We start from the raw sequence: 15,177 nt of genomic DNA, 5'->3' as shown, positions 1-15,177 counted from the left end.
GGGCCGATGTCCGATACGACGACGCAGCCGGTGCTCGACGTACGCACCTATTCTCTCGACTATCAGGCGCCGCATGGGCCGTATCACGCCCTGAAGGCCGTCGATCTCAAGATCGCCCGTGGCGAGGTCCTGGGTCTCGTGGGGGAATCCGGCTCCGGCAAGACGTCGCTCGCTTGGTCGATCATGCGTTACCTGCCGGGCAATGCGCGCGAATTGGGCGGCGCCATCCGCCTCTCGGGTGAGGAACTGGGCGAGAAGTCGCAAAAGGAGATGCAGTCGATCCGAGGGCGGCGGATGTCGATGGTGTTCCAGGACCCCAGCACCTCGCTCAATCCGACCTTGAGCCTCGGACGACAGCTCTGCGAAGTGCTTGTCCAGCATCGCGGCCTGACGCGTCGCCAGGCTTGGGCCGAAGCGCAAGAGCGCTTGGCCCAGGTCGGGCTGAAGACGCCGGCCGCGATGATGGATCGGATGCCGCACGAAGCCTCGGGCGGCGAGAAGCAGCGCCTCGTCATCGCCGCCGCCTTCGCCTGCAATCCCGAACTCATCATCTTCGACGAGCCGACGACCGCGCTCGACGTCATCACCGCCCGCCAGATCCTCGACCTTCTCGGTGAACTGCAGGCGGAGACCGGCGTCGCCGCTCTCTACATTTCGCACGACCTCGCTCTCGTTTCGCGCGTCGCCGGCCGGGTTGCCGTGATCCGCCGGGGCGAGATCGTCGAAACCGGTGGAGCGATCGACGTCTTTTCGCAGCCTCGGAACGACTACACACGCGAGCTGATCGCCGCCGTGCCGGATCCGAAGCGCCGGCTGGTCGAGGCGGTTCCTGTCGGCTCGGTGGAAGCCGAGCCGCTCGCCCGCGTCGAGAATGTCAGCGTGCATTATGGCCGCCAGCCCTTCTTCGCCGCGCTGCTGGGCCGGACGAAAAATCGGGTCGTCGGCAACCGCGCCGTCAGCCTCTCGATCGCTCCCGGCGAGATCCTCGGCGTCGTCGGCGAGTCCGGTTCGGGCAAGTCGACGCTGGCCAAGGCGATGACCGGCCTCAATCCGTTCGAGGGCCGGATCTGGTTCGGCGGACGCCCGATCGACGGTCTGCGCGACATGGACGCGGCCTATCGGCGTGACGTCCAGATCATCTTCCAGCATCCGGATGCCTCCCTCAACCCGCGTCACAAGATCGGCGAGATATTGTCGCGGCCGCTGGCACTCTACGGCGTCGACGGTGGCAAGGACCGGGCGAGCCTCATCGGCGATCTTCTGGAACAGGTACGGCTGCCGCGTGAGCACGCCGAGCGCTATCCGCATCAGCTTTCGGGCGGCGAGAAGCAGCGGGTGGCGATCGCCCGCGCCTTCGCCTCGCGACCGCGGCTCGTCATCTGCGATGAAATCACCTCGGCGCTGGATGTCTCGGTCCAGGCTTCGGTGGTGCAACTGCTGTTGGACCTGCAGCGCCAATATGGCACCGCCTATCTGTTCATCACCCACGACCTCAACCTGATCCGGCAGATCGCCCACCGTATCGCCGTCATGTATCGCGGCGACCTGATCGAGATCGCCGACGCCCGCGCGATCGGCGACGCCGACCGGCAGGATTATACGCGCCGGCTCATCGAGGCGGTTCCGACACCGCCGGCCCCGCACGTTCCCGCATTCTGAAGGAGATCCGAAAATGGACCCGAAATCCCTCGTCGCTTCGGTCGACGAGAAGGCCTGTCTCGACTTTCTCGCAAGCATGGTCCGCCATAAGAGCTACTCGCAGACCGAGGGCGAGCGGGACCTGGCGCGATACATGGCCGAGCAGATGGCGGCGCTCGGCCTCGAAAGCGATCTGCAACCCTTCGCCGAGGGCACCCGCTTCAACGCCATCGGCCGGCTGAAGGGGAGCGGCGGCGGCAAGAGCCTGCTCTTCAACGGCCATGTGGACACCAACCCGGTGACCGAGGGCTGGACCGTCGATCCCTGGGGTGGCGTCATCGACGACACGTTCATCTACGGCATCGGCGTCTCCAACATGAAGGCTGGCGACGCGGCCTATTTCTGCGCGGTGAAAACGCTGCTCGATGCCGGGGTGAAGCTCAAGGGCGACGTGGTCCTCTCCTTCGTCGTCGGCGAGCTCCAAGGAGGCGTCGGCACGCTTGCAGCGATCCACAATGGGCTGAAGGCCGACTACTTCATCAACAGCGAACCAAGCGACCTCCAGGCTGTCACCATGCATGCCGCAGCGTTGAGCTTCGTCATCGAGCTTGTCGGCGACACACGGCATTTGTCGAAGCGCGAGCAGGCCGTCGATGCGATCGCAGCTGCCTGCGATCTCATCCCGCGCATCAATGCGATGACTTTTCGAAACGCGCCGAGCGAGGTGCACCGCTCGATCAACCGGGCGCATGTCGGTGTGGTTCACGGCGCGCTCGGCCACCAGCTCGATGAATGGCGGCCGCCACAGGTCGCCGACTTCGCCCGGCTGAAGGGCTCGGCGCGCTATGCTCCAGGCCAATGCGAGGAGGACGTGCTCGCCGACATGCGCGAGGTGCTCGACGATTTGGAAAAGCGCTTCCCGGGCCTGAAGGCGACGCTCGTGCCGGAGAAGATTCAAGGGCGCCCGCTGATGCCGCCCTTCGAGGTGTCGCCGAGCTCACGCATCGTCAAAGCCGTCAACGCCGCCTACGAGATGGTCCGAGGCGAGGCACAGCCGACCGGCGCGATCACGCCGACGGGCTTCTACGGCACGGACGCCGGCCACCTCTATCAGGAGCTCGGCATGGAAGGCGTCGTCTGTGGGCCGGGTGGACGCTACAACACCATGCCGGACGAACGCGTCGACATTCCGGACTTCCTCGACATGATCCGGATCTACATGCTGGCGATCCTGGACATCTGCGAGGTCGCTTGATCATGCTCTTCGAGCGCTCGGAGATGGAGGAGCGGGCCGCGAAGGCCCGCGCCCTGATGGCGGAAGCCGGCGTCGACATGATCGTGGCCGACAGCGGCGAATTCCTCGCCTGGCTGACCGGCTATACGGTCTCGGAGACGATGTACCGCGCGGCCTTCCTGCCGCGCGAGGGCGCCCCGTTCTTCGTGCTGCGGGCGCTCGACGCCGACAACTGCCGTGAGGCGGTCTGGTTCGAGGATATCGTCGGCTATCCCGATACCGCCTCGCCGCACGCGATCATGGCCGAGGCGATCGAGGCGCGCGGCTTCGGATCGGCGCGCATCGGCATCGACGCCAATTCCTACGGCTACAGCACACTGACGGCCGAACGCCTGCGCACACTGCTGCCGCGAGCAACGTTCGTCGATCTCGGCGAGTTCGGCCATCGGCTGCGGGATCGAAAATCGAAGGCCGAGATCGCTCTCTTGTCGCAGGCTGCGGCGATCGCCGACAAGGCGATGGCGGCGATCCGCGATTCAGCTTGCGTGGGCATGACGACACGCGACGCGGCGGCAACTGCGGCCGCGATCTTCCTGCGCGAAGGCGCCGACACCGGCGAGGTCGGTCCCATCGTCAAGTCGAGCGGGCCACATGCCTTCCTGCATGGTCCGTTTTCGGGTGAGCGTCTGGGGGAAGGCGATGTTCTCCATGTCGAGCTGATCCCGAAGGTTGCCAACTACAGCGCTCGCCTGATGCGCCCGATCGTCATCGGCGGCCGTCCCACGGAGCGCCAAAGCCGTGTTGCTGAACGGCTGATCGCGCTTCAGGGCGAACAGATCGCAGCCATGAAGGCGGGGGTGCGAGCCTGCGACGTCGATGCGATCGTGCGAGAGGGTGTGCTTGCCGAAGGCCTGCGCACCGAATATCCGAACGTCACCGCCTACACGCTCGGCCTGGTAACGCGCACGCCGCGTACCAGCGACTTTTCCCGCGCTTTTCTGCCAACTGCGCAATGGCACCTGGAGGAAGGGATGGTCTTCCATGTCTATACCTCCGCCGAAGGCTTGGCTTTCAGCGAGACCGTGGTCGTAACGCAGAGCGGTGGGCGGCGGCTTACCAACGCTCGGCGAGCGCTTCTCACCCAATAGGAAACAGAGCCGGCGCCTTTGTGCCGCAGCGTTGAGGGCCAAAGTCCAACCCGTGCAGGCCGCGGTGGTCTTGATGTTGACGGCGCGGAGGATGTTGTCGGCCCGAACGGAGGAAGGCCATCTCGGTGCAGGTTCCGTTCGGTCCCCGGGGAAGAAAGACCACTCCGGCTGATCTTCCCCATTTGATGGTCAACATTCAACGCTGATTAACAGGAGAAGCCGTTCTGGCGCAGGATGCGCGATAGGCTACCGGGTGCAGGCTCGTGCCGAAGTGCGCCTCGATCCAGCGGCACAGCTCCGGCAGGGTCCAGGTCGAGATGCCGCGCCAGCACTAAAAGTGATTGTAACGCGTCGTGCGCGGCCCGTAGCGGTCGAGAACATCTGCCCAGGACGATCCGATCCGAAACCGCCATAGGATGCCGCTGATCACCCGGCGATCATCGACACGGTCGACCCTGAATACATCAGCACCAAGTGGAACGTGAAGGAAGACAAGTTCTACGCGGGCAGGGCCGCGGTGATCTTTGCGAATTCGGCCGAGAACGTCGACGTCTACGGCGGCAAGATGCACCAGGCGCATCCCGAAGAGGGGCCGACGTTGACGCTGCTGCCGGCCCCCGAGGGTCCAGGAGGCCAGGGGCTTGCGGCGATGGACGTGTCGAAGGAAAGCCGCGGCTTCGCCATCGCTACGACGTCGGAGGACAAGGAGGAAGTGGTCCAGTTCCCTGACTTCGTCGTGAGCCCTGAGGGCCAGGCGATCGAGCGCCTCGGCTTCGAGGGTGAGCAGTACGAAAAGGACGGCGACACCATCAAGCCGACGCCGAAGATGGCGATCTGGTATGCCCGCTTCATACGCTCTGCCAACTGGGAGCCGCCCGCGCCGCTCATGAGTGAGGCGGCGGAACAATTTCTGAAGACGGCTTCCACCGACTTCACTCCTGACAACGCTTTTCTGTGGCCGGCGGAATACGCCTCTGAGATCGATGCGGCGGAAAACGTCTATCGAGCCTGGGTCTACAAGTTCATCGCCGGCGAAGCCTCGATGGATCAGTGGGACCAGTTCGTCTCCGAATGGAAGGCGGCTGCTGGCGAACGTATGACCGCCTATGCAAGGACTGTTCTCAATGGAAAATGATGGAAAGGGTCTTTCCTTTCGGGAGCGCGTTCGCGCGCTCCTCTTTGGGGTGGCCTATGGCGACGCCCTCGGGGCGCCGGTGGAAAAGCTCTCGGCCGCCCAGATCGCGGAGCGCTACGGCCGCTTGACCTCGCTGGACGCCGATTGGCACCGCCGGAACGAGAGCGACGCGGCGCGCAACAACCGGGTGCGTGGCGGCGGCATCGTCACCGATGATACGTTGATGACGCTCTGCCTGATGTCGGTCTACGACAAGGCCAATCGCCACATCGACGCCTGGGACATGGCGGAGGATATGGTGCGGGAGATCGCCTGGACGCCGCGATGGGTGGACGCGCTCATCGACAAGATCGTCGAGGGCGAAGTGCAATTCCGCAAACGCATTGAGGCGCTGGGCTGAACCGAGGCTCGGCGGCCGAGGGAGGGCAGACGTGGATGAGACGGACTTCGAGTGGCTTGATGAGCGAGCGGCGGATTGCTTTTTGAGCAATGTCTACCGCGTCGATAGGCTGGCCGGCTGGATGCGCTGGACGGAAGGTCGCGTCTGGTTCGCTGACCAGCGGCGCCTCGTCTGGAGCGACGTGCCCTCGGATCGGATGCACTATGGGTGCGAGGACGGAACGACCGGAATTTTCCGGTCCCCGTCCGGCTTTTCCAACGGCAACACGCGCGACCGGCTCGGTCGCCTCGTCACGTGCGAACATCAGGGGCGGGCGTCAGCCGCACCGATCCCGACGGACGTATCCTTACCTTGGCCGACCGCATCGACGGCAAGCGTTTGAATTCGCCCAATGACGTGGTGGTCAAGAGCGACGGATCGATCTGGTTCACCGATCCTGACTGCGGCATCATGACCGACTACGAAGGCGGTCGGGCAACGAGCTCGGCGAGTGCTCCGTCTATCGGATCGACGGGCATAGCGGCGCCGTCGAAAAGGTGGCCGTCGGCTATATGCGGCCGAACGGCTTGGCCTTTTCGGCCGATGAGAGCCTGCTCTACGTTGCCGAAAGCGGCGGCTCGCATACCCCCGGCGGCCCGCTGATGATTCGCGTCCATCCGGTTCTCGGCGGCACCCGGCTGGGTACGCCCTCGATCTTCGCCGACTTCGGCGACGTCGTACCCGACGGGATGATGCTGGACGATCGCGGCTATTTCTGGTCAAGCGCCGGCAGGACTAGACCGTCGAGTTCAGCGCCTTGCCCAAAGCCATGGGCGGCCAAAGGCCGTCCTTCGTTGAGACCAACACTGGGCGTGCCAACCGCAAATCCGGCAGACAGCGGCTTCACCGCTGCCAAAGGGAAGCGCGTGCATCAAATGGGTCACGCTCGATGGAGAACGAACCCTCCTTCATGCGCAGCACGCGGGGATCGTCGCTGCAATAGCGGGGCCAGTCGAGGTCGCGGCGGAGCCGGAGCGACTTGTGCTCATCGGCGGCGGCTCGAACGAATGTCGCCCAGGTCTCGTGGACGTCGGCGGCAAACGCGATATCCTTGACGCGCTGCCGCTCAGGTTGCAGGGCCAGATCCATGCCACGGCGATACCAGACTGCACCGACCTCGGCGCCGTGCGGCGCGCCCAATTCGTCGGCGACAATCGGCCCGTAGAGATATTTCCAAACCGGTTGATGCGCGGCGTGGAGCTTTGCGAACCGGATGGCCGGAAGCTGGAACACCAGATCGCCAGCGACAGCCCGCCAGATGCCGAGTGGCGTATGGTCGGACAGGGTGGCACGATAGCGCGTGACGATTTCCGCACCCGTCAGCCCCTTGGCGCGCACGCGCTCATGCAACAATCCGATGCAGGCCGCGAAGTCCATCGCCGAGTGGGCCGTGGCATGGGTGACGTATTCTCCGCTGGTACAGCCGATCATCATTGGAACGGAAGCCGTGCGCCCGGCCGCAGCGGCGGCTTCAGGATGCTCCAGCAGGCTTTGCCCGTCAATCACAGGGACGAAGGGAACGCCCACCATGGCCGCCGCGCCGTCGCGGGCGTAATCGTGCTGCTCGTAGCTTTCGTTGCAGAGATCGCGCTGTGCCGTCAGGAGATCGTCGATGGACACGCAGCGAAGCCCAGTTTCATCCGTGCCGAGAGCCGCCGTCATTCGCGCCGTTAGCTTCTGTGCCTCCTCCATCGTCGCGACCGCCGTCGAGGCGCCGCTTTGGGGCATCGCTTGCGCATAAAGGCCGTGTGAGGCGGGCATCGCCATGACGGTGGCGATCGAGAATCCGCCGGCCGAGCGTCCGGCATAGGTCACCCGCGCAGGGTCGCCACCGAACGCGGCGATGTTCCGCTGCACCCATTCAAGCGCCGCGATTTGGTCGAGCAGGCCACGATTGTCCGGACAGCCGTCGAGATGGAGGAAGCCCAGGGCGCCGAGGCGATAGTTGACACTGACCTCGACCACCCCCGATGCGGCGAAGGCGCCGGACTGGATGACCGGCTCGTTGGCCGAGCCGACGGCGTAGCCGCCGCCGTGGCGTGACGGCGATCAGCGCGTCGTCCGTGCTGTGGGAGAATTTCCACGGCGGTATGGAATACGTCATCATGTGGAACAAGAAGCTGCGCGAGAACGCCGATATCGCCATGCCGATCCGTACGCTCGATGATATCCGTACAGCCAAGGCGGAAGGCAAGGTGGGGATCATCTTCAGCTGGCAGAACACATCGCCGGTCGAGGATCGGTTGGACTATTTCGAGATCTTCAAAAATCTGGGTGTGGGCATCATGCAGCTCACCTATAACACCCAGAACTTCTTTGGAGCCGGCTACCTGGAAGATAACGACAGCGGGCTGACCGGCCTGGGCCGTGAGGCGGTCGACGAGATGGCGCGATGCGGCATCCTGATCGACTTGAGCCATGTGGGCGAGACGACGGCGATGGATACGATCATTTATTCGAAAAAGCCGACCGCCATCACCCATTGCTTGCCACGCGCGCTCAAGGATGTCCCGCGCAACAAGTCGGACGCGTTGTTCAAAGCTTGTGCCGAAAAGGGTGGAGTGATCGGCACGTCGCTGTTCGCGCCCGGACTCAGGAAAGGCAACGAGGCCACCGTTTCGGACGTCATCGATGCGATGGAATACGTGCTCGACCTGGTGGGCGAGGATCACGTGGCCATCGGAACCGACTTCAGCCACAACCGTCCGCGGCCAGGCCCCTGGCTGCTGTGGGCTAACAAGGACAAGGGGACCGGCCGCACGCTGACGGAGTTCGGCTCAGCCAAGATCATGAAACCCCAAGGTATTCGTCGCAATGACGAATTTCCCAATCTCACGGCGGCCATGGTGGATCGCGGCTGGACCGAAACACGTATCGGAAAGATCCTGGGCGGTAACTGGATGCGCCTGCTGGGTGAGGTCTGGGGCCGAGGGCTGCCAGGCCGATCGCCAACATGCTGATCTCTGCTATTGATGTGCCTTTCGATTGGTTCCAGAGAACCCTGATGGCCTAAAAGATGCTGCTGGTGTGGGACATTCACTGCATCAGTTCAGCTCTCCGTTATCAGGATCATAAAAATCGTCGGACACGGTCGCCAGGCCGTTACGCGCGAACGTTTGCAAGGCCGTCGCGGAGACCCTTCGGCGCTACTGACGGAGATGCGAGGCGACTGAAAGCCGAACTTTAGTCGCTTCTTAACAACGTCAACAGCCTGCAACAGATGATGATCGATAAGCACGGCAAAGAATGCGATCCGGAGGCGGTCGAACAGCCTTGCTGGTACACTCGTGATTTCGACCAGGATGGCACTGCACGTCAGTAGTTTGCACGAGCCTGATTTATTCGCCCAGCACGGATCAATGCTCCCATAGTCTCAACCGCCGCGTCGATGCTCCCGATAGGGGTTGTCCTTCTTTGATTTCGCCGGTCGTGATTTCCGCGTCCAGAATCACGCCGCACTCGTCCACCACCGCACGCTGCTTGTGGGACCGGCTTGATCCGCCGATTGCGTCCATTGGTGGCCATGGATGCACCTCGATCCGTGCCGGCGCCTTGCGTCGCCTTCGGTCTCCCGATTCATGCGGCGGAGAGTTCGCGGATCATACATTCCGGCACCGTAACTGCGCTGGTGGAGCGAAAAGCGGCGACGAAGTCTTGCAGCGGCTCCAAAATAACGCGGCCGGCCACGCTGAAGACACCCCAGGAGTGAAGACACCCCAGGAGTAAGGAATGACAATATCCGGTGGCCGAATGGCGATGCCCTTGATCCCAATACCGAATGCGCTGACGGGATCAACGATGGGTGATGCCGAGACCCGCACGCGCAGCCGCGATAGCGTTAAGCGAGGAATTTGTGGACAGTTCTGAGCGGGGCCTAATGCCGGCCTTGGACAACGCCGCCTCGATCAGGCGGCGGACGCGGCGGGGATTGCTGAGGGTCACTAGGTGGCTATCGGCCAAGGCCGTCAGCGGTATCGTCTCCTGCTGGGCAAGAGCCGATGCCTCGGGCAGGGCCACCACGAGATGAGACTCACAAGGCGCTCGGAATGAAGACGCCGAGCGAAGCCTATTCGCCCTCGTCACGGCCTTACCAAGGCCTGCCCGAGCTGACCTATCCGTTCCACGACAAGGATGTGCTGGTCACCGCCTGCGGGCGCATCTGCATGCACCGCAGGAAGATCACCATCTCCACTGACATGGCCGGCCAAAGGCTCGGCATCAAGGAAGTCGACGAGGGGATTTGGCTCGTCAGCTTCATGAGCTATGGTCTGGAATATATCGACCTGGAGCAGAGGACCCTGCAGACCATCGACAATCCTCGTCTAGCACCAGATTGTCACCCATGTCTTAGGGACGTTCCGTTACCCATGTCGTCTGAGACGGACATAGTTGTGCTTGGTGCGGGTGGTCGGACTCGAACCGACACTCTGTCACCAGAACTGGATTTTGAGTCCAGCGCGTCTACCAATTCCGCCACACCCGCATGCCGCGGCCCCGCGAGCACGATGGTCGTGCGCCTTCGGGACGGCTGTCGTCACCTAGCCGAGCTTCGGGCAAAATGCCAGAGCAAATGCGCCAGAGAGCGCTCCATCGGCGCGATCCGATGCGATCGATGAACGCAGCGTCGCAGGGCCAGGCGATTGCCAGAGCCCGGCGCGCCCGCTAGAGGTACCCGACCCTGGCCGGCACCGGACCGGCAAACCCCAATGGATCCCGCCCACCTCATGCTGCGCCGCCTTTACGACTGGGTCATGTCGCTTGCCGCAACCCGACATGCCGAGTGGGCCTTGGGGGCCATCGCCTTTATCGAAAGCTCGGTGTTTCCGGTGCCGCCGGACGCGCTTCTGATCCCGATGGTCCTGGCCAACCGGGCCAAATGGATTCGAATCGGGCTCATTTCGACCGTCGGCTCGGTGGTTGGCGCCTATCTCGGCTATTTGATCGGTGCGGCCTTCTTCGAACTCGTCGGACAGCCGATCCTGGAGCTTTACGGCAAGGCCGAAGCCTTCAACGAGTTGACGACGTGGTACAATGCGTGGGGCGGCTGGGCCGTGCTCTTCGCCGCGCTGACGCCGTTTCCCTACAAGGTGATCACCATCTTCTCCGGTGTCACCGGGCTCGATCTCATCGTCTTCACGGTGGTGTCCATTGTCGGCCGCGGAATCCGGTTCTTCCTCGTGGCCTGGCTGCTGTCGCGCTTCGGCGCCCCGATCCAGAGCTTCATCGAGCGCAATCTCGGCCTTCTCTTCACCCTTTTCATGGCGCTTCTGATCGGCGGTTTCGTCGCCGTGCGCTACCTGTTCTGATGTCAGCGGAGTCTCGTCCGATGTCTCAAGCCTTCTCACGACCTGCCGGAAACCGGCAGACCGTTGCTTCCGCCGTTCTGTTGGTCGGCTCGGTGGCAACCATCACGTCCGCGCTGCTCTTCCAGTATGTCGGCGGCTATATGCCCTGCGAACTCTGCCTGCTGCAGCGCTGGCCCTATTACCTGTCGGCGCCTCTCGCACTGGTCGCGCTCGCGGCGGCGGCCGGGCGGGCGCCGGCCATGCTCACCCGCGGCCTCCTGGTGGTGATCGGCCTTCTGATGCTCTTCGGCTTCGGCACCGCCATCTATCACGCCGGCGTCGAATGGCATTTCTGGGCAGGCCCGGCGGACTGCACGTCGTCGGGCGGCGTCGACCTCAGCGGCGACCTGCTCTCGGCCATCGACACCATCAAGCCCCCGGCCTGCGACGAGGCGCCATGGCGCATGCTGGGCCTGTCCTTTGCCGGCTGGAACGTGCTGGCCTCGCTGGTGTTCGTGGTCGTCGCGTTCTGGGGCGCGTCGGCCAAGCCGAACCGCTGGGCCTGATCGTGCCTCATAGAGCTTCCGATCCTGTATCCCGAAGGGATCGACGGGTTTGGTATCATCCGTGGGATCAGACGAATTCGCCTCATCCATTGGAGGGACGGTGATGTTCTCGCATGTTCACATCGGGACCAACGACCTCGATCGTGTCTTTGCGTTTTATGCGCCGCTGATGGAGGCGCTGGGCCTGGCGCTGAAATTTCATGAACCCGACGAGGGCTGGGTCGGTTGGATGCAGCCGGGCGTTGACCGCCCGCTGTTTCTGGTGGGCCGGCCCTATGACGGCCAGCCGGCTTCGCCGGGCAATGGGGAGATGACGGCGTTCCTCGCCGAGAGCCGCGCCACCGTCGATCGCTGCCATGCGATCGCGCTGGCCCATGGCGGCGCGAGCGAGGGCGAACCGGGGCTACGGCCGCAGTACCATCCGAACTACTATGGCGCCTATTTTCGCGATCCCGACGGCAACAAGCTGTGCGTGGTCTGTCATCGGGCGGAGGGCTGAGCCGTCTCCTCATCCGCCGCGAGATAGGCGAGCGGCGGACGTCCGAGAACACGCTTGAACGTGGCGGTGAACGCTGCCGGATTGTCGTAGCCGAGATCGATCGCGACCGTCGTGACCCGCTCGCCGGCCGTCAGGCGGGGGAGGGCCGCCATGATACAGGCTTGCTGGCGCCAGCTCCCGAAGCTCATCCCGGTTTCCCGCCGGAACAGACGCGTGAAGGTGCGGCGGCTCATGCCGAGACGATCGCTCCAGGCATCGATGGCGGTGTGTGGCGTCGGCTTCAGCAGAAAGGTCCTGCACAGCTGCGCCAGGGCCTCGTTTCGCGGCAGGGGTAGCGACAGGGGAAGCGGCTTCAGACGGCACAGTTCGTGCAGAATGAATGTCATCAGCGCGCCGTCGCGGCCGTCCTGATCGTAGTCCGCCGGAACGGTGACCGCCTCGGCGAGGAGTGCTCGCAGCAGGGACGAAATGGCGACGACCTGGCACCGATCGGGCAGGCGTCGGACGGCATCCGGCTCGACGTACAGGCTGCGCATCCCCACAGTGCCGAGCATCCGCACCTCATGAAGCGTGCCGGGCGGTATCCATAAGCCGCGCAGCGGCGGCATCATCCAGGCGCCGTGATCGGTGGCCACCATCACGACACCGGTCGAGCCGTAGAGAAGCTGGCCGCGGCGGTGCCGGTGCGGCGCTTCCACATGACCGTCAGGATAGTCCACCCCGAGAGCGATGATCGACGGGCGTCGATAGTCGTCGAAGGTCGCCGCGTTCGAGTGAGGCATCTGACGATTTTGGCCCATTTGAATAGAACAATGGCCTTATCACGGTGGCGGGTCAACGTCCGTCCCGCCGAAAATGCGCCTCGATGCTTCACCCAAGGCGAGGTCAGCGCCGATGGACTCTTCGACCCGGACATCCTTTCGAACGGCCGTATCGGGGACATCACGGCCCGATGAGGGGCAACGAGCCGACGCGCGATGCTTTGATGGCCAAGGACTATGGTGGCGCATCGAAGGCTTTCCGGTTCGCCTATGGATTGCGCGCCGTCGGCAGCGCCAGTCGCTGGCCGATCTCACCGAGGATCAGCTCGATGATATCGGGTTGACCCGAACCGACGTCCGGCGGGAATGCCGCAAGCCGTTCTGGCGCTAGAGGCCCTTTTGGTCGATCCCAAATCCTCGACGGGGCGCCTTGCGGCGTAGGCGGCCGGCGTGGTGCCGAAGGTGCGCTTGAACAGCGCGATGAAGGCGCTGACGCTGCCATAGCCGAGGTCGAACGCAATCGTCGTGACGGGTGTCCCGTCGGCCAGCATCTCCAGTGCCCGCAGGAGGCGCGCACGCTGACGCCAGGCGGAAAGGCTGAAACCGGTCTCGACGGGAAACCGGCGGCTGAGCGTGCGCGTACTCGTTCCGGCCCAGCGTGCCCAGGCCTCGATGCCGCGGCGATCTTCCGGATGTTCGAGCAGCGCCTGGGCAACCTTTCGCAGACGGGCGTCGGCCGGCATGGGCAGGCCGAAATCGGTGGCCGAGAGGCTGTGGAGCTCGTCGACGATGAGCCGTGCGATCCGATCGCGCCGCTCATCGAGCGGGCTTGCGTCCCACGACACGGCGCGCCGGATCGCTTCGCGCAGCAGCGCCGGGACGCGCGCGGTGAAGGGCTCGGGCAGATCAAGGCCGGCCTCGGTCGAGAGATAGGCACTCCAGCCCGAAAAAGGGCCGTGCGTGCGGCCGGAATGGGCATGGCCGGGCGGCAGCCACAAGGCATGGCCGGCCGGCACCACCCACGAGCCGCTGGAAAGGCCCATGGAGATTATGCCGCGCTCGCAGCCCATCAGTTGCCCACGACCGTGGCTGTGGGCCGGCGTGTCCAGATCGTCTTCGAAGTCGTCGCGGAAGGCGAGAACCATCGGGCCTTGGGTCGGGTCGCCCTGGGCGATCCGCATCTTGTCGACATCGAACATGGCGCCAAAGCGTTACTGATTGGCTTGTTCTTCTGATTTTAGCCATGTGCGACGGGCTAACACAAGGTGCAAGCTCATCAAGGAGACGACCTCCATGGACAGTCTTGACGGATCCGACCTGGACATCCTTTACGACGCGCCGTCCGAGTGCATCCAGAACGGCGTGCTGCCGCATCTCACGTCGTTTCACCGGGAGTATCTGGCCGCCGCGACCTTCTTCTGTCTGGCGACCGGCCGGCCGGAAGGGCTCGACGCTTCGCCGCGCGGAGGGGAAGCCGGGTTCGTCAAGGCGCTCGACGACCGACACGTCACCTTCGCCGACTGGACCGGCAACAACCGCATCGAATCCATGCGCAACCTGGTCGAGGACGATCGGATCGCGATGCTGTTCCTGTTTCCCGGCCTCAGCATCTTCATGCGCATCAACGGGCGAGCCCACGTCTCGACGGCGCCGGAGCTTCTGGCCACCTTGCAGGAAGGCGGAAAGACGCCGAAGACGGCCATCGTCATGGCGATCGACCAGGTCCTGTTCCACTGCGGCCGGGCGATCAACCGCGCCGGACTGTGGTCGGAAGAGGCGAAACTCGACCGGCATGCGCTGCCGAGCGTCGGCCAGATGAAGGCCGCGATGTCGGGCGGCAATGCGGCGGAGGCCGAGGCGATCGACGCGAGCTACGACCGCACGATGCGCACCGATCTCTATTGAATTGAGGAGACGAAACCGATTCCCGCGGTGGTCCGCAGGGTCGGTGCCTCAAGCGGCTTACTGCGGCCGGATCTCGATGGCGCGCTCGGCCGTCATCCTGTTCAGGCAGTCGGCCAGGTTGAGCTGTGAATCGATCATGCCGGTGGCGAGTTCGGCGAACTCCGCATCGCATTCGGCATCGCGAAAGGCAATCCAGGCGCGTTGCGCTTTCTGAAAGGCGTTCGCCGCCTCTTCGTTGGTCGTCGAACCGGCCGCGAGCTCCTTCAATTGCGCCATGTCGGCTTGATAATACTGGTTCAGGATCGCGTCCCAGCCCGCCGTTTCGTCGTCATAGCAGGCATATTGGTCTTCGAACGTCCCGGCAGCGTCCAGACAGGTTTCGAGGGTGAGCCCGATGCAGTCGGCCGGCTGCTCGCTGTCGGCCAGGCACTGCTCGATTTCGGCCTGCCGAGCCGGCGTCTCATCCGCCGCCGCGGCCGTCGTGCCGAGCACCATGATTTCGAGAATTACGCCCCAAAGCATCAAGATCTTCATCGCTTCATCCCGATCGGCAGCCGGTGGCGGAGA

Annotated in this window: 16 protein-coding genes, 1 tRNA gene and 4 pseudogenes; 14 read left to right on the top strand and 7 right to left on the bottom strand. The window is 64.0% G+C overall.

Annotated features, from left to right (window positions below; genetic code table 11):
• Positions 1–6 precede the first annotated feature (6 nt).
• From SMD10_RS02745 to SMD10_RS02735, 3 genes are read left to right on the top strand one after another with little or no spacing between them, the layout of a single operon-like run.
• A complete protein-coding gene (locus tag SMD10_RS02745; protein ID WP_331684105.1) occupies positions 7–1,659 on the top strand; it encodes an ABC transporter ATP-binding protein in 1,653 nt (550 codons plus the stop codon).
• 13 nt (positions 1,660–1,672) lie between these two features.
• Positions 1,673–2,893, top strand: a complete 1,221-nt coding sequence (locus SMD10_RS02740; RefSeq protein WP_331684104.1) for a M20 family metallopeptidase — start codon at positions 1,673–1,675, stop codon at positions 2,891–2,893.
• A 2-nt stretch (positions 2,894–2,895) separates the two neighbouring features.
• Entirely contained in the window at positions 2,896–4,020 is a 1,125-nt protein-coding gene (locus tag SMD10_RS02735) for a M24 family metallopeptidase (RefSeq protein WP_331684190.1), read from the top strand.
• Between the two features lie 334 nt (positions 4,021–4,354).
• On the opposite strand, the pseudogene SMD10_RS02730 reads toward SMD10_RS02735, so the two are convergent.
• A pseudogene (locus SMD10_RS02730) lies at positions 4,355–4,474 on the bottom strand (transposase); the annotation flags it as partial.
• Here SMD10_RS02730 and SMD10_RS02725 point away from each other — a divergent pair.
• The 4 genes and pseudogenes from SMD10_RS02725 to SMD10_RS25545 all read left to right on the top strand — a co-directional run.
• The gene (locus SMD10_RS02725; RefSeq protein ID WP_432757169.1) at positions 4,457–5,155 is read left to right on the top strand and encodes an extracellular solute-binding protein; all 699 of its coding nucleotides are present in this window, start codon (positions 4,457–4,459) and stop codon (positions 5,153–5,155) included. The pseudogene SMD10_RS02730 and the gene SMD10_RS02725 overlap by 18 nt on opposite strands.
• Complete coding sequence (locus SMD10_RS02720; protein WP_331684102.1) at positions 5,145–5,555, top strand: ADP-ribosylglycohydrolase family protein; 411 nt, start codon at positions 5,145–5,147, stop codon at positions 5,553–5,555. Before SMD10_RS02725 ends, SMD10_RS02720 begins: the two co-directional genes overlap by 11 nt.
• A gap of 207 nt (positions 5,556–5,762) precedes the next feature.
• A pseudogene (locus SMD10_RS25550) lies at positions 5,763–5,966 on the top strand (hypothetical protein); the annotation flags it as partial.
• Between the two features lie 140 nt (positions 5,967–6,106).
• Positions 6,107–6,259: pseudogene (locus SMD10_RS25545) on the top strand (SMP-30/gluconolactonase/LRE family protein); the annotation flags it as partial.
• 178 nt (positions 6,260–6,437) lie between these two features.
• Here SMD10_RS25545 and SMD10_RS02710 read toward each other — a convergent pair.
• Positions 6,438–7,589, bottom strand: a complete 1,152-nt coding sequence (locus tag SMD10_RS02710) for a carboxylesterase family protein (protein ID WP_331684189.1) — start codon at positions 7,587–7,589, stop codon at positions 6,438–6,440.
• Positions 7,590–7,633: 44 nt separating this feature from the next.
• Between SMD10_RS02710 and SMD10_RS02705 the strand changes: the two genes are divergently transcribed.
• Complete coding sequence (locus tag SMD10_RS02705; RefSeq protein ID WP_331684101.1) at positions 7,634–8,554, top strand: membrane dipeptidase; 921 nt, start codon at positions 7,634–7,636, stop codon at positions 8,552–8,554.
• An 832-nt stretch (positions 8,555–9,386) separates the two neighbouring features.
• Here the strand turns inward: SMD10_RS02705 and SMD10_RS25540 are convergent.
• A complete protein-coding gene (locus SMD10_RS25540; RefSeq protein ID WP_432757168.1) occupies positions 9,387–9,611 on the bottom strand; it encodes a LysR family transcriptional regulator substrate-binding protein in 225 nt (74 codons plus the stop codon).
• 5 nt (positions 9,612–9,616) lie between these two features.
• Between SMD10_RS25540 and SMD10_RS25535 the strand changes: the two are divergent.
• Positions 9,617–9,945 (top strand): annotated as a pseudogene (locus SMD10_RS25535) (IS481 family transposase); the annotation flags it as partial.
• A gap of 45 nt (positions 9,946–9,990) precedes the next feature.
• On the opposite strand, the gene SMD10_RS02700 reads toward SMD10_RS25535, so the two are convergent.
• Positions 9,991–10,077, bottom strand: a tRNA-Leu gene (locus SMD10_RS02700).
• Between the two features lie 241 nt (positions 10,078–10,318).
• Between SMD10_RS02700 and SMD10_RS02695 the strand changes: the two genes are divergently transcribed.
• The 3 genes from SMD10_RS02695 to SMD10_RS02685 all read left to right on the top strand — a co-directional run bounded on the left by SMD10_RS02695 (position 10,319) and on the right by SMD10_RS02685 (position 11,944).
• Positions 10,319–10,900, top strand: coding sequence for a YqaA family protein (locus SMD10_RS02695; protein WP_331684100.1), 582 nt, complete (start codon positions 10,319–10,321; stop codon positions 10,898–10,900).
• A 20-nt stretch (positions 10,901–10,920) separates the two neighbouring features.
• Positions 10,921–11,445 carry a disulfide bond formation protein B gene (locus SMD10_RS02690; RefSeq protein WP_331684099.1) on the top strand — a complete coding sequence of 175 codons (525 nt, stop codon included), beginning with the start codon at positions 10,921–10,923 and terminating at the stop codon, positions 11,443–11,445.
• 103 nt (positions 11,446–11,548) lie between these two features.
• Entirely contained in the window at positions 11,549–11,944 is a 396-nt protein-coding gene (locus tag SMD10_RS02685) for a VOC family protein (RefSeq protein ID WP_331684098.1), read from the top strand.
• On the opposite strand, the gene SMD10_RS02680 is transcribed toward SMD10_RS02685, so the two are convergent.
• Entirely contained in the window at positions 11,926–12,726 is an 801-nt protein-coding gene (locus tag SMD10_RS02680; protein WP_331684097.1) for an AraC family transcriptional regulator, read from the bottom strand. The two genes, SMD10_RS02685 and SMD10_RS02680, sit on opposite strands and share 19 nt — an antisense overlap.
• A gap of 73 nt (positions 12,727–12,799) precedes the next feature.
• Between SMD10_RS02680 and SMD10_RS25530 the strand changes: the two genes are divergently transcribed.
• Positions 12,800–13,096: a DUF1127 domain-containing protein gene (locus SMD10_RS25530; protein ID WP_432757160.1), complete on the top strand. Its 297-nt coding sequence runs from the start codon at positions 12,800–12,802 to the stop codon at positions 13,094–13,096.
• On the opposite strand, the gene SMD10_RS02675 is transcribed toward SMD10_RS25530, so the two are convergent.
• Positions 13,017–13,904 carry an AraC family transcriptional regulator gene (locus tag SMD10_RS02675; RefSeq protein ID WP_331684096.1) on the bottom strand — a complete coding sequence of 296 codons (888 nt, stop codon included), beginning with the start codon at positions 13,902–13,904 and terminating at the stop codon, positions 13,017–13,019. The two genes, SMD10_RS25530 and SMD10_RS02675, sit on opposite strands and share 80 nt — an antisense overlap.
• Positions 13,905–13,998: 94 nt before the next feature.
• Between SMD10_RS02675 and SMD10_RS02670 the strand changes: the two genes are divergently transcribed.
• On the top strand, positions 13,999–14,610 hold the full coding sequence (locus tag SMD10_RS02670) for an MSMEG_1061 family FMN-dependent PPOX-type flavoprotein (RefSeq protein WP_331684095.1): 612 nt from the start codon (positions 13,999–14,001) through the stop codon (positions 14,608–14,610).
• A 57-nt stretch (positions 14,611–14,667) separates the two neighbouring features.
• Here SMD10_RS02670 and SMD10_RS02665 read toward each other — a convergent pair whose 3' ends face one another.
• Positions 14,668–15,144 (bottom strand): lysozyme inhibitor LprI family protein, encoded by a 477-nt coding sequence (locus SMD10_RS02665; protein WP_331684094.1) that lies wholly within the window; start codon positions 15,142–15,144, stop codon positions 14,668–14,670.
• Between the last annotated feature and the right edge of the window lie 33 nt (positions 15,145–15,177).

Source organism: Consotaella aegiceratis, from assembly GCF_036541425.1.
Classification (GTDB): Bacteria; Pseudomonadota; Alphaproteobacteria; order Rhizobiales; family Rhizobiaceae; genus Consotaella; species Consotaella aegiceratis.
The sequence above is the reverse complement of the archived record's forward strand: the minus strand, read 5'-3'. Positions and strand labels throughout refer to the sequence as shown.

What these genes read in the sequence shown, in the direction of transcription:
- SMD10_RS02745 (WP_331684105.1), top strand. Translation starts at nt 7, where the DNA reads ATGTCCGATACGACGACGCAGCCGGTGCTCGACGTACGCACCTATTCT.
- SMD10_RS02740 (WP_331684104.1), top strand. Translation starts at nt 1,673, where the DNA reads ATGGACCCGAAATCCCTCGTCGCTTCGGTCGACGAGAAGGCCTGTCTC.
- SMD10_RS02735 (WP_331684190.1), top strand. Translation starts at nt 2,896, where the DNA reads ATGCTCTTCGAGCGCTCGGAGATGGAGGAGCGGGCCGCGAAGGCCCGC.
- SMD10_RS02720 (WP_331684102.1), top strand. Translation starts at nt 5,145, where the DNA reads ATGGAAAATGATGGAAAGGGTCTTTCCTTTCGGGAGCGCGTTCGCGCG.
- SMD10_RS02695 (WP_331684100.1), top strand. Translation starts at nt 10,319, where the DNA reads ATGCTGCGCCGCCTTTACGACTGGGTCATGTCGCTTGCCGCAACCCGA.
- SMD10_RS02690 (WP_331684099.1), top strand. Translation starts at nt 10,921, where the DNA reads ATGTCTCAAGCCTTCTCACGACCTGCCGGAAACCGGCAGACCGTTGCT.
- SMD10_RS02685 (WP_331684098.1), top strand. Translation starts at nt 11,549, where the DNA reads ATGTTCTCGCATGTTCACATCGGGACCAACGACCTCGATCGTGTCTTT.
- SMD10_RS02680 (WP_331684097.1), bottom strand. Translation starts at nt 12,726, where the DNA reads ATGCCTCACTCGAACGCGGCGACCTTCGACGACTATCGACGCCCGTCG.
- SMD10_RS25530 (WP_432757160.1), top strand. Translation starts at nt 12,800, where the DNA reads ATGCGCCTCGATGCTTCACCCAAGGCGAGGTCAGCGCCGATGGACTCT.
- SMD10_RS02675 (WP_331684096.1), bottom strand. Translation starts at nt 13,904, where the DNA reads ATGTTCGATGTCGACAAGATGCGGATCGCCCAGGGCGACCCGACCCAA.
- SMD10_RS02670 (WP_331684095.1), top strand. Translation starts at nt 13,999, where the DNA reads ATGGACAGTCTTGACGGATCCGACCTGGACATCCTTTACGACGCGCCG.
- SMD10_RS02665 (WP_331684094.1), bottom strand. Translation starts at nt 15,144, where the DNA reads ATGAAGATCTTGATGCTTTGGGGCGTAATTCTCGAAATCATGGTGCTC.